Here is a 12,358-nt window from a genome sequence, read left to right as displayed (position 1 = left end):
GCAGCACAGAATAATAGCAATAGAGGGCGCAGTTTTATCTGCATCTGCAAAAACTCACTTGGTCGCCAGACCAACGCGATTGATACCCAGTTTTTTTGCTTCTGAAATCACTTGTATGACCTCGTCATAGATGATGCCCTTATCGGCAGACACCAGCACAGATAACTCTGGCTTGGCGTCATGGTATTCACGCAGTTTTTGCATCAGTTGCTTGCGGTCTTTGGCTTCTTCCTTGCTTTCCTGGCGGTTGTTGCCATTGTTGCCCGCTTTGCTATTGATGCTGATGGTTGAAGCCGCATCAGGTCGCAAAGTGATTTCTATGTAATCCGAAGGCGGCTGGGTAGATTGCCCGGCAGTAGGCAGGTTGATGACACTGGGATTGGTCATCGGTGCACACACCATGAAAATCACCAGCAACACCAGCATCACGTCGATATATGGAACGACGTTGATTTCTGCCTTGAATTTGCGTTTACGTTCGCCACGCAGGGTACTCATGCTATCTCACTCTTCCTAGCGTGACTGACGCTGGAGAATGTTGGAGAATTCCTCGATAAAAGTTTCAAAGCGTATCGCCAGCCTGTCTATATCGTGAGAGTAACGGTTATACGCCAGCACGGCAGGAATCGCGGCAAACAGCCCTATTGCGGTAGCGATGAGCGCCTCTGCAATACCTGGGGCAACAGCAGCCAGTGTGGCTTGCTGCACATTCGCGAGACCGCGGAAAGAATTCATGATGCCCCAGACAGTGCCAAACAAGCCTATGTAAGGCGAAACCGAACCCACAGAAGCAAGGAAGGACAGGTGTGACTCCAGCAAATCCATCTCACGCTGGTAGGACGCACGCATGGCGCGGCGCGCACCGTCAAGCATGGCAGTAGCATCCAGCGTTGATTTATTGGCTGTCTTTACCTTGTGGTATTCGCTCATGCCGGCTTCGAAGATACGCTCAAGCGCACCACTGGTGTCGCGGCCAGTACGGCGGCTGTTGGTCGCAGCAGCATACAGATCAACCAGGTTGCCACCAGACCAGAAATTGCGTTCAAATTCTTCAGTTTGCCCGCGCGCTTTTTTGATGGCGAACATTTTACTGAAGATGTAAGTCCAACTCGTCAGCGACACACCTAACAACAGTGCCATGACTAGTTGCACCAGTATCGACGCATTGGTGATCAGACTTAAAAATGAGAGGTCTTGGGTAACAGTCATATTGAATCAATTCAAAAACAAAACACTGGGCGCATTGCTGCGGCCCTAAAATAAAAATAATCTCAGCCTATCTTTGCGAGCACTTCAGCAGGTATCGCCGCTGGCCTGACTTCTGCCTTGCTGACGCAGCCCACCTTGATCTTGCCAGAGGCCAGCAAACGCTGGCCACACCAGGCCTCTTGTACAAACTGTACAGATGCCCTGCCCAGCTTTTCGACCACGACGGTGAGTCTTAGTTCATCATCCAGCCTGGCGGGTGCATGATACTCGACTGCGGTAGCTTTGACGACAAACATCAAGCCATGCTCATCTGCCATTTGCTGCTGGTTGATCCCTGCAGCCCTGAGCCACTCGGTGCGGGCACGTTCAAAAAACTTCAGGTAATTCGCATAAAAAACGATGCCACCGGCATCAGTATCTTCATAGTAGACCCTGACCGGCCATACAAATTCTGTTTTCATAGTATAAACTTTACCAGCTATTCAGTGCGTATATTTACTCTTTGTCACTCAAAGCCAGCTCAATAATGTGCGTGCCGCATTCAAGCAGCGCTTGCTGCCACTATAAATTGGCAGCAAGCAGAGCAAATCAGCGATCCCAGAAATTGCTTGAGGATTATGCCGTGGTGCGCTTGATGACCAGAGGTCCGTAGCCTTGGCAAGTAGGCATCATTTCTATGTGGTTGATATTCACATGCGCAGGCAAAGTGGCGATCCAGTAGGCTGTTTCAGCGATATCAACAGCCGTCAATGGCACCGTGCCTTCATAGACCTTGGCGGCAGCATCATCATTGCCACGGAAACGCACATTGGAAAACTCAGTACCACCACAAAGGCCAGGAGCAATATTGGTAGCCCGCACACCAGTGCCAACCAGATCAGCGCGCAAGTTGCGGGTGAACTGATCTACAAAAGCCTTGGTAGCACCATAGACATTGCCGCCTGGATAAGGCGTCTCACCAGCCACTGAACCTATATTGATGACCGTACCAGTGCCGCGTGCCACCATGTCTGGCAAGATGGCTCTGGTGACTGTCACCAGGCCCTTGGTATTGGTATCTATCATGGTGTCCCATTCATCCTGGGAGGCCAGATGGGCTGGCTCTGTGCCCAATGCCAAACCAGCATTGTTGACCAGCACATCGATATTCTTCCATTCAACGCTTAATCCAGCCAAAGCCTGTTTGATGGAGTCTTTGCTGGTCACATCCAGCGTGACTGGCAACAAGGCAGTGCCAAGCTCTGCTTTCAAGGCGCTCAGTCTGTCTGTGCGGCGTGCTGCAGCAATGACTTTATGACCTTCGCGGACAAATTTGCGTGCCATTTCTTCACCAAAACCTGAACTTGCACCTGTAATCAAGACGATCATGCTGAATTCCTTCAATTTTTGTGGGTAATTTGCCTAGCTGACGTTTGCAGCTCTGAAGCATACTATTTTAAGTGGTTTTGCTATCCAATATCGGGAAGCTAAAAATTTCAAGGCAATACTTGTGTGAAAATTAATTTTTACTATAACACTGCTGGCACTTGCCCATTCAAACGGCATCACGTAAAATCCTCAGACCATTTCATCTCATGTGACTGGCGAAGTGGCCATATCTGCCCTGTTAGACGGGCAAGCATCCTGGCCCAAGATGGAGATCCATCGGGAAGCGTGAGATTTCGGAGTCTATCTGACTCCAGCCGTGCGCCTGGGTAGCCTGATGGTAAGAGCAATGAGGCTGCCCCTATCCGTTTCAGACACCTCATTAACAACAATCATTGTTTATTAACAGGAATAATCAGGAACCGCCATGTTTGCAAAAAATCATACCCTCGCCAACGTAGATCCAGAACTGTTTGCTACGATACAAAAAGAAAACGTCCGTCAACAAGAGCATATCGAGTTGATCGCCTCTGAAAACTATTGCTCCCCAGCAGTCATGGAAGCCCAAGGCTCCCAGTTGACCAACAAATATGCTGAAGGCTACCCAGGCAAGCGCTACTACGGTGGTTGCGAGCATGTAGACGTTGTCGAGCAACTGGCCATCGACCGCCTGAAACAATTGTTCAATGCCAATTTCGCCAATGTACAGCCTAACTCAGGCTCCCAAGCCAACCAGGGCGTCTTCTTTGCCTTGCTGAACCCGGGCGACACTATCATGGGCATGAGCCTGGCTGAAGGTGGTCACCTGACGCACGGCATGCCTTTGAATATGTCTGGCAAATGGTTCAACGTTGTTTCTTACGGCCTGAATGCAGAAGAAGATATCGACTACGACGCCATGGAAAAACTGGCGCGTGAAACCAAGCCAAAGTTGATCATCGCCGGCGCATCTGCATTTGCCCTGCGCATCGACTTTGAACGCTTCTCCAAAATCGCCAAAGAAATCGGCGCTTATTTCATGGTCGATATGGCCCATTATGCTGGCCTGATCGCGGCAGGTGCGTATCCTAACCCTGTGCCTTTCGCTGACGTTGTCACATCGACTACCCATAAGAGCCTGCGCGGCCCTCGTGGCGGTATCATCTTGACGAATGATGAAGCAATCGCCAAGAAGATCAATTCTGCGATCTTCCCTGGCTTGCAAGGTGGCCCCTTGATGCATGTTATCGCTGGTAAGGCAGTTGCTTTCAAAGAAGCACTGACACCAGAATTCAAGGCTTACCAGGAACAAGTCGTCAAGAACGCTGCTGCGCTGGCAAATACCTTGACTGCGCGCGGCCTGCGTATCGTTTCTGGCCGTACTGAATCGCACGTCATGCTGGTCGATCTGCGCCCTAAAGGTTTGACAGGCAAGGAAGCCGAAGCCATACTAGGTTCTGCCCATATGACTTGCAACAAGAACGGCATCCCGAATGATCCGCAAAAACCGATGGTCACGTCCGGTATCCGTCTCGGTAGTCCGGCTTTTACTACCCGTGGTTTCAAGGAAGAACAAGCGATTAAAGTGGGTAACCTGATTGCCGACGTACTCGATAACCCGCATGATGCAGCGACGATAGAACGCGTGAAAGCTGAAGTCAAACAATTGACAAATGCATTCCCAGTTTATCAAGCGTAATAGATTCATCAAGCTTAAGAGATTCAACTGTAGCAAGGCTTAAGTATCAGGCAGCACAATAAAAAGCCACTCGCTTGAGTGGCTTTTTTGTATCATCAAATTATAAAATCAATTATAAAAACCATTGGAGCACTATACGTCATGAAATGCCCTTTTTGCCACAACGATGACACCCAGGTCATCGACACCCGCGTTTCAGAAGAAGGCAATGTCATACGCCGCCGACGCCGCTGTGCCGACTGTGACAAACGTTTTACCACCTATGAGCGTATAGAACTGGTGATGCCTGTGATCGTCAAGAAAAACGGCAGCCGCACAGAATATGAAACCGCCAAATTACGCGCCAGTCTGATGCTGGCCCTGCGCAAGCGCCCGGTATCAGCCGAAGCTGTCGAGACTGCAATACAAAGAATAGAAGAAAAATTATTGTCCAGCGGAGAGCGCGAAGTCATGTCCGGTCACCTGGGTGAACTGGTCATGCGCGAATTGAAACGCCTCGACAAAATCGCCTACATCCGCTTCGCTTCTGTCTATAAGAGCTTTGAAGATGTATCCGAGTTTGCCGAGGCTATACAAGAGGTCAGGAAGAGCTAGTACGAGCGCTCTTCCTGACTTTTTTACTTCGTCCAGCAAGTATCCGTAGATAAGGTGTTACTGGCATTCGACCTGGCACCGACTTGGTTGATGATATAACTACCACATGCATCGCCATTCATACGACCGCCCGCTCTTGGTACTGCTTGAATACTAAAAGCGGTCGCAGTAGGAGCAGCAACAAAACTGATGTCGTAGTCAATATTACTGCCAGTAGCACCAACCGGGCTCACCAGCATAGGCAGGGCGACCGGCGTGTTATCACGCATCTTGTCATAACGATCATTCGCAGTCATGAAGCTCTGCATGAATTGCGAATTTTGCGTTAACACAGAACGCGCATCCGCACGTCGGCTACGCTTGACATTATCGGTATATGCGGGGACAGAGATTGCGGCCAATATCCCCAAAATAACCACAACGATCAATATTTCTATCAGGGTAAAGCCCGCTTCCGATTTCTTAATTAGCACTTGATCACCTCTATGATATTAATCAGTACGCAATATCTGTTTCCAGATACGTCTGGTCGGGTTGTAACTTGGAGCAATAGCTGTGGGATTTATTCCGTTACCGGATAAACCCGCACCAGACGATACCGGTTGATAAATAATTGCCGAAGGACCATTTTTCAACAACGTAGATCCGAAGGTAAGACCACCCTGCTTACCTGCAATAATCGCATCTGCAGAAGTCACTTTGTTATCGCCAGTCGTATCAAACGTAGGGTAAGGGAAAACATTACCGTTCACGGCATTCAAAATAAATGTTGTTGATTTACCGTCTGAAGAACAAGTATCTACCGCACTGGCCGGAATAATAGTGGTAAAAACTATCTCATCAAAGAATATTTGCGGATCGATGGTCAGACGTTCACCTGTACTCAAGTTTAAATCCATGTACCAGCCACGTTTACTTGTCCAGTCAATCGTTTCATTACTGACCGTGTAAGCACTGGAACCAGACCAGCTCAAGGTTCGTTTTTGCAAGGCAGATTGACTACTTGATATGGAGGTTGGAGAACTGACACTAGCTACACCAGTTTGATCCCACACGCCATACAAAGATTGAACGTCAGTATTCAAAGCATCTTCAGTTTCGTAAATTTTTCCTGTTCCAAACAGCAGCATCATTCCACCTTTACTGTGTGGAATCATATCAGGCTGGACTGTGATTGGCTGTGGAACGCCGCCAATTTTTGCCTGAAATAAAGGTGTCCCTGAAAATGCCACTGTAGTACCTGAGTTTGTTACATCAAACTTCCACAAATTACCCAGCAAATCACCAGCAAAGATCGCTTTAATAGTAGCATCAGAGCCAACAATCAATTTTGGCGTGGCCAGTCCATTAGGTGTGGTTGCATTTCCCACACCAGTATCTATTTTGGTAACCACGCCATCACTCAGACGAATGATGAACAACATGGCCTTTTTAGAATTGCTTTCATAGCCGTTCCCCAAGACGGCAACCCAATCACCATTTGGCATCCGTCCGATTTGCGGAGTACCAATGGTGTATCCTAATTCAGGTTGCGTTACAGAATTAACTTCCCACAAAATCTTGCCTTCATTAAAGGTAGGGCGAGTAGGTACTGTGACATCCATGGCGTAAACAGCTCTGCCACCAGCGCCAGTCGTGCCAACCAGAGCAGTCTTCCAACCACCATCATAGTAGTCGCCTATTGCAGGTGTACCATCAACATAAAACCTGTGTCCATAGGTTGTGCGCGACAGCAATGGCAAATTGCTCATAACTGCTTTAGGAATATAAGCAAACTCCTCTACGCCGGTGGTCCCGTTCAGCGCATGTAACATGCCATCGTTTGAACCTATGTATACCATGGGAGTACGATTATACTTACTCAACAAATAGGCGCCATATGTACCTTTGCCAGGTGTGCCAGTTGGCATATAACTATAGCCACCGTCATCACCTTCTTTGATGTATTGAGGAGCAGAATTTACAAAATCACCAAATGGAACAGTACGTGGGCGAAGACGACTCAAATCAGGGCCGCCTATAATGTAATCGACTATATTGGCTCCAGTGACGGTGGTAGCAGGATAAGTAGCTGCCTCTGTATCAAAATAAGCTTTGTCCGTAAGTGCAAGATTAGTGTAATTAAAGACTTTACCTTTTATGGCCGGATCAATATAGGTAAATACATTATTTTGTCTGGTGGAGAAAACGGGAGTCGTCGCAGTCCAGCCAGGACCTGTAATGGCACCATTATCATCCAACAATCTTTGCACCAATTGACCTGACCAGTCAGACGTGCGGTAAGTCGAGGTAAAGATACTACTACCTGCGCGTACCGTATTGCTGGATGTGCCAACAGCGGCAGCATCGCCGACACGTTCTGCTATCGTGTTTAAAGAAGAATCAAGTGCTGCTGCAAACTCCGTAGGATTGGATGCACTAAAATACTTACCACGGGAATTAACAGCGGCATGCCACAAATCATCAATCTGATTGGTTGAACCATCTGGCCACACTTTGGCACCGCTCGTCAGGGCGGGTAAATCATTGATTGGATCCAGCGTGCCTTTGACACCCAAACCCACCGTGAACTGCGTCAGATGTTGCCAAAAAGCAGGATCAGCACCTGTGGTCGGCACATTTTTCTTCGCTGCGGTCCAGTCTGGACGTAAATCATTCACCCAATAATAAAAAGCTATATCAGCCAACGTATTGCTAAAAGTATCGGTGTACGGTTTGGCGGCTGTATATTGATATGTTGATCCATCTGGTCTGGTCATTGTTGGGCCGTTGGTGCCATCATAATTGCCATTGCGGCCGCCACCTGCAGCTGACCCGTTCCAGTAACCATCCGTCATCAAGATATTGTAATTTTGACGGCAAGTAAGTTGCGTAGAAGTAGCACCAGAACCTGACACAGTTTGCCATGGGCCAGTGTTTGAGGTGTCTTTGAAATATTGGCCTATATCATCCACGGCCTTGCGCAAGGATGTACCAGCGGCCGGCATTCTTTGCTTGTACAAAGTATTCAAGAAATTGGTCTTATTGGTGGCGCTGAAGTCATTTGAGACTTTGTTGATGACAGTGCCATTCGTATTAATAGTACCGAATCCAACCCTGATCGTAGAATTTTGCTTGGAAAAAGCCTGTCCACTGCCACCACGCGCAGTCAAAATACGTGAACGATGATATTGAAACCAATTGGCAAAGTTTTGCATCTCCTCCGCTACGGTGCATGCGCTACCAAGACAATCTGTACGGGTTGGCGCCTTCGCAGGAAATGTCGTCCCGGCTTTGATTTCATAGCGGTCAAAACAGGTTAATGTTGAAAGATTACAACCACCGGTACCTTTGTAGACGTAGTATAGAGCCGGAAAAATGGTTCTTGAGTTGGTATCATATGCATTAGCAGCATCGTTCAGCCATCCATACACGCCAGCAGGAAATGTCTGATTAATTGTCAAATTAATCGTATTGGTGTTTGTACCTCCATTTGGTGCCACCGGATTATAGAGGGCTGCGGTAGGAACAGCAGCTGGCATAATCCCGCCATTGGGATCAGCCCAGGGCTGATAAAAAACCTTAGGGTCGTAATAAGCCTTATTGACATCTGACGAACGCCAGCGCGCTACCGTAATGTTATTGTTAAACCCAACAACAATTGTGTTCTGGATACCGTAATCACCTGCCCCACCGACATTATATAAATTCGCCGGCTTAGGAAATACGTTAGTTACCCAGCAACCTCCACAATAATCATCGTAGCCTGTTCCTGTAACATCACCGTTACCAGTTCTGGGAATATCGTCAGGCATCATTTCCCACATCATGGAGCCAGAATCATCCAGAGTATAAAAAATGTTAGGTGGCACATTGGGTTTCACCAATGGTGGCGCATTCGATATGGTGGCGTATGCCAAGCCAGGGACAATCAATTGCCCCATCAACGAGCCAATCATGCAAGCAATTAGCGGTTTATTTATTTTCTTCATGGTCTTCCCCTGAATGTTCATTCTTCTGCTGCCAGTAGCCATTTACCATACCATTGGACTAATGCATCAATGTTTGGCAAAGCCCCCACACTGTAAATTGACAGGTTGTGCATTACAAAACACAGTTTATGTTGCGGAACCAATGTATAAAGTCACTTGCAACCAGATCACTGAAAGGTTTGAACTACCCTCCCCTCTGGCAGTAATGACATAGTTCATCATGTGACGAAGGTCATTGGTACCCTCATTTGATGCATTACCTGAAAATGAGGCATTATTCCCAGGTATTGGTACGAACCATTCTTCAATCATGCATTCCGGTTGATTAGTCACATTTGGAACAGTGTTTGCCGGTAAGCGATAACCTTTAGTCGCCCAGTTTGCCTTCGTTGCCCAAAGTACTGGCGGAGGGTTAAGATTGCTGGCCTGTACATATAAATTGACGGGAATGTTATTCACAGTCCTATCCAGCCCAGCTGGCAACACACCACCTTTATTGGTTAACTCAAAATCTTTTTGACAATATCGTAAAGCAGTTTCTGCAGCTTGAAATGCAAGATTCTGCTCCCTGATACTGCGCGCAAATCGCTCTTCCTGAGTAGCACGTCTCACCGCAGTGATCGCCAGCATCGTCAGGACCAGAAGAAAAATCATGGAAGTAAGCATCACAAATCCACGTTGCGATGAGTAATTTCTTATCATAAAGTTCTCCCATTCGTACGGCCACGCAAAGAAATGACACTAGAAAAAGCTGCATATAATCTTTTGTCAGTCGCCGTGACAAGATTGCCGCTACAGTCACGATATTTTTGTGCTGTTGGCGTAATGTTGTCGTTAGCAGATCGCATCACTATACAAACCCTCGCAGAAAGTACTTTAAAAAAGCGGTTTGACATAAGTGCCCAGGTTTCATCGGGGACCCTATCTGGATCCTTAACTTGATAGTCTGGCATGGGTACAGTCGTTGCGGGATCTGTCAACTGCGCCGCAGTATAAAAGCCATCAACAGATTGATTGTCATCCTGATCGTAACCATAGGTTACTTTCATATCAACAACATTATCTGCAATAGGTTGTCCAGGTAAAAAATTGGTTGCACCCGGTGCCGTACCACCATTCCCTGCACAAAAAAGTTCTCTGCGTCCAGTTACAGGATTTAGCTGAACATAAAAACGATTTTCAACAATCGCAGGCACTGTTGTCACTGCCTGCCCCAAACAATCTGCTGGACTGCCGCCGCTGGAGTTTGAATTGAGGCCATCAATCACATACCGGATCAGAAATGAGTCGGGGTTGGTACCACCCGCACACACGGGAGGAACGGCAGTGGCAGAATTGAAGCCGCCTGTACATCCTTCGATCGCCTGGCCTGCGCCAGTATAATTACTCAAACCACCACCCGCGGCCGTAGAAGGCGCACCATTTATTAATTGTCCATATCCAGCCATTCTTAAATTGAATGCCATAGTAGCCAAAGCCAGACGGCCATCTTCTTCCATGAGCGCTTTGTCATCGGTTACCCTGTACGTCTGTGTATTGGTTACATACAAAGTACTAACAGCCAGCATAATAATTAAACCAATCGCAAGGGAGATCATCAACTCCACCAGAGTCCGGCCTTGCTGATAGCGTAAATTCGTCATTTTCATATTTACCTCAGTTATGGCGAAAATCTGACAGTGAAACAACGCACACCTATACCAGGTGCTGGAGCGGTAGCCGTAGGACATGCTGGGTCAACAATAGTCAGGTTAGCCTCCTTCCACATGACGATAACATCGTACCCTGTCGGTACTACGGGCACGATATATCCGGCACCATCAGTCAGGCGATTTGACAGCCCCCTTAGCCAATCATTGACATCAATGGCAGCAACCTCAGCAGGAGTGCAACGGGGGCCGCCGCAAGTCGGAATGGGAGGCAAACTTGCCACCGTCGTCGCATAGGCTGTCGTGTAAGTGTATGATGCTGCGCCGGAGATAGGATCTTTGACACCCTGACCATTTGCACGCATGCGCTCACTCAAATCATATGCGGCCTGAGTAGCTTCGGTACGTTGATTGGCAACTTTCAAGTACCGCATTGTATTTGCCTGCAAACTGGCGACGCCCAGCAAACCAATTGCAATGATAATGATCGTCACAACAATCTCCACCATCGACGCACCAGCCTGCTTATTCAATTTATGTTGTTTCATGGCGTTCTCAATTTTCAATTACAGGCAGCAGTTTTAGAAACCAGTATCCGCCCGCCAATGCCGACACATACATACCGGTCACGAGTTGCATCAGGATCATTGCCTTTCACGTAAAACTGCACTGCCCCCCCCATATTTTGCCCTGTCGCATTAAAAGTCAGCGCCTGTACATTTGGGCTTGGAACGACAGAGCCTTCGGTAAAAGCCCGCATGGTTGCAGGTTGAACAAACAACAAATCATCACCCGCATTAAATTGCCCATCACTATTTGCATCCTTGAATGCAATCCAGCCACCTCCCCAGCCAGTATTGCCTGATGCATTACTTGCCACCGCAGAACATGCAGGTGTCGCGGCTTCTGCGTTATCACTCTTGCAGATCACTACACCGCCACCCCGTTCCCTTGCAATAGCCTTTACCAGGAGCAAATCATGCAACAGTGAATCTGTCGTAGTTCGCACACGGCCTCCACTGAGCATGGTTCTAAACTGTGGTACAGCAAATACTGAAATAATTCCGAGAATGGCAACAACAATCATCACCTCAATGATTGTGTATCCACTTTGCCGCTCAGATCGGTTTTGATGTTGATTGGTCATTTTTATCACCTTAGTTTCAGACATGATATGCGTAATTGCATCCTGGAATCAAAAGATAGTCGATTAGCGGTATGCTTAAACTGATGAGTGGATATTGAAAATCATATCCTCAGTACAGAAGGCATCAGTTTATACCACGCAAGTCTTCTTCTTCGCCTTGACTTTAGAACGATGAATTAATATTTTTGCATTAACTTGTCACAACGCATACTCAAAATATGCCTCAATTAAGTGACTAGACAAGTGCAAATCCTCAAGCGGACGCCTCCGTTAATCCACAAGCGCGGCCGAAGCGCCAGCCTGGTAGCCTCCAGCTACGCAGGAGCGACGATTTCGAGGTTAGTTATCCCGAAGGTGGATATTCGCGCCCAAAGAATACAAAGAATCGCAAGGACAGCAAAACACATTTTAATTTTCAATGCCGATAGCGCATAGATTCACCAGAATTACTGGCAGCAAGTCGTGCAAATCACCAATAGCACTGAGAATGTTGGCAGCAAGCCGTTCAGATGACACGAGAGTTGCCCTCGAATCCGTCGCTCCAGCGCAGGCTGTGCCCAGTCGTTGGCTGATGCGCACGGCGCGCCCTACTGCGGTGAGAGGCGAAGAGGTTTCATGTTTTTCCGTTTGCGCAAAAGCAAAACCCCCGCTTAACTGAATAAGCGGGGGGATGCGGAATAAAAGCCTGACGATAACCTACTTTCACACTGGTTGCAGCACTATCATTGGCGCGTAATCGTTTCAC

General features: G+C 47.7%; 12 protein-coding genes and 1 riboswitch. Of the genes, 2 read left to right on the top strand and 10 right to left on the bottom strand.

Annotation, left to right across the window (positions count from 1 at the left end):
- Nucleotides 1–54: 54 nt before the first annotated feature.
- The 4 genes from ACO0LG_RS26520 to ACO0LG_RS26505 all read right to left on the bottom strand — a co-directional run bounded on the left by ACO0LG_RS26520 (nucleotide 55) and on the right by ACO0LG_RS26505 (nucleotide 2,577).
- On the bottom strand, nucleotides 55–498 hold the full coding sequence (locus tag ACO0LG_RS26520) for an ExbD/TolR family protein (protein WP_422979529.1): 444 nt from the start codon (nucleotides 496–498) through the stop codon (nucleotides 55–57).
- A gap of 15 nt (nucleotides 499–513) precedes the next feature.
- Nucleotides 514–1,209, bottom strand: coding sequence for a protein TolQ (gene tolQ, locus ACO0LG_RS26515; RefSeq protein ID WP_423031109.1), 696 nt, complete (start codon nucleotides 1,207–1,209; stop codon nucleotides 514–516).
- A 62-nt stretch (nucleotides 1,210–1,271) separates the two neighbouring features.
- On the bottom strand, nucleotides 1,272–1,670 hold the full coding sequence (ybgC, locus tag ACO0LG_RS26510; protein ID WP_423031107.1) for a tol-pal system-associated acyl-CoA thioesterase: 399 nt from the start codon (nucleotides 1,668–1,670) through the stop codon (nucleotides 1,272–1,274).
- Between the two features lie 154 nt (nucleotides 1,671–1,824).
- Nucleotides 1,825–2,577, bottom strand: coding sequence for an SDR family NAD(P)-dependent oxidoreductase (locus ACO0LG_RS26505; RefSeq protein WP_423031105.1), 753 nt, complete (start codon nucleotides 2,575–2,577; stop codon nucleotides 1,825–1,827).
- 198 nt (nucleotides 2,578–2,775) lie between these two features.
- A riboswitch (ZMP/ZTP riboswitch) is annotated at nucleotides 2,776–2,912 on the top strand.
- Nucleotides 2,913–3,001: 89 nt separating this feature from the next.
- Between ACO0LG_RS26505 and glyA the strand changes: the two genes are divergently transcribed.
- Nucleotides 3,002–4,252, top strand: a complete 1,251-nt coding sequence (glyA, locus tag ACO0LG_RS26500; RefSeq protein ID WP_423031103.1) for a serine hydroxymethyltransferase — start codon at nucleotides 3,002–3,004, stop codon at nucleotides 4,250–4,252.
- Between the two features lie 141 nt (nucleotides 4,253–4,393).
- Nucleotides 4,394–4,846, top strand: a complete 453-nt coding sequence (nrdR, locus tag ACO0LG_RS26495; protein ID WP_110257305.1) for a transcriptional regulator NrdR — start codon at nucleotides 4,394–4,396, stop codon at nucleotides 4,844–4,846.
- A gap of 23 nt (nucleotides 4,847–4,869) precedes the next feature.
- Here the strand turns inward: nrdR and ACO0LG_RS26490 are convergent, their stop codons facing one another.
- From ACO0LG_RS26490 to ACO0LG_RS26465, 6 genes are all read right to left on the bottom strand, one after another.
- On the bottom strand, nucleotides 4,870–5,319 hold the full coding sequence (locus tag ACO0LG_RS26490; RefSeq protein WP_423031100.1) for a type IV pilin protein: 450 nt from the start codon (nucleotides 5,317–5,319) through the stop codon (nucleotides 4,870–4,872).
- An 18-nt stretch (nucleotides 5,320–5,337) separates the two neighbouring features.
- Nucleotides 5,338–8,817 carry a pilus assembly protein gene (locus ACO0LG_RS26485; RefSeq protein ID WP_423031098.1) on the bottom strand — a complete coding sequence of 1,160 codons (3,480 nt, stop codon included), beginning with the start codon at nucleotides 8,815–8,817 and terminating at the stop codon, nucleotides 5,338–5,340.
- 126 nt (nucleotides 8,818–8,943) lie between these two features.
- A complete protein-coding gene (locus tag ACO0LG_RS26480; RefSeq protein ID WP_423031096.1) occupies nucleotides 8,944–9,519 on the bottom strand; it encodes a pilus assembly PilX family protein in 576 nt (191 codons plus the stop codon).
- On the bottom strand, nucleotides 9,516–10,466 hold the full coding sequence (locus ACO0LG_RS26475; protein WP_423031094.1) for a PilW family protein: 951 nt from the start codon (nucleotides 10,464–10,466) through the stop codon (nucleotides 9,516–9,518). Before ACO0LG_RS26475 ends, ACO0LG_RS26480 begins: the two co-directional genes overlap by 4 nt.
- Nucleotides 10,467–10,477: 11 nt before the next feature.
- Complete coding sequence (pilV, locus tag ACO0LG_RS26470) at nucleotides 10,478–11,014, bottom strand: type IV pilus modification protein PilV (protein ID WP_423031092.1); 537 nt, start codon at nucleotides 11,012–11,014, stop codon at nucleotides 10,478–10,480.
- Nucleotides 11,015–11,028: 14 nt separating this feature from the next.
- Nucleotides 11,029–11,613, bottom strand: a complete 585-nt coding sequence (locus ACO0LG_RS26465) for a GspH/FimT family pseudopilin (RefSeq protein WP_423031090.1) — start codon at nucleotides 11,611–11,613, stop codon at nucleotides 11,029–11,031.
- Nucleotides 11,614–12,358: the final 745 nt, after the last annotated feature.

Source organism: Undibacterium sp. Ji42W (assembly GCF_049340405.1).
In the GTDB taxonomy this organism is placed as follows: domain Bacteria; phylum Pseudomonadota; class Gammaproteobacteria; order Burkholderiales; family Burkholderiaceae_D; genus Undibacterium.
This window is presented reverse-complemented; position numbering and strand designations above follow the sequence as displayed.

Coding starts and splice junctions, on each gene's coding strand:
- ACO0LG_RS26520 (WP_422979529.1), bottom strand. CDS start 498: ATGAGTACCCTGCGTGGCGAACGTAAACGCAAATTCAAGGCAGAAATC.
- tolQ (WP_423031109.1), bottom strand. CDS start 1,209: ATGACTGTTACCCAAGACCTCTCATTTTTAAGTCTGATCACCAATGCG.
- ybgC (WP_423031107.1), bottom strand. CDS start 1,670: ATGAAAACAGAATTTGTATGGCCGGTCAGGGTCTACTATGAAGATACT.
- ACO0LG_RS26505 (WP_423031105.1), bottom strand. CDS start 2,577: ATGATCGTCTTGATTACAGGTGCAAGTTCAGGTTTTGGTGAAGAAATG.
- glyA (WP_423031103.1), top strand. CDS start 3,002: ATGTTTGCAAAAAATCATACCCTCGCCAACGTAGATCCAGAACTGTTT.
- nrdR (WP_110257305.1), top strand. CDS start 4,394: ATGAAATGCCCTTTTTGCCACAACGATGACACCCAGGTCATCGACACC.
- ACO0LG_RS26485 (WP_423031098.1), bottom strand. CDS start 8,817: ATGAAGAAAATAAATAAACCGCTAATTGCTTGCATGATTGGCTCGTTG.
- ACO0LG_RS26480 (WP_423031096.1), bottom strand. CDS start 9,519: ATGATAAGAAATTACTCATCGCAACGTGGATTTGTGATGCTTACTTCC.
- ACO0LG_RS26475 (WP_423031094.1), bottom strand. CDS start 10,466: ATGAAAATGACGAATTTACGCTATCAGCAAGGCCGGACTCTGGTGGAG.
- pilV (WP_423031092.1), bottom strand. CDS start 11,014: ATGAAACAACATAAATTGAATAAGCAGGCTGGTGCGTCGATGGTGGAG.
- ACO0LG_RS26465 (WP_423031090.1), bottom strand. CDS start 11,613: ATGACCAATCAACATCAAAACCGATCTGAGCGGCAAAGTGGATACACA.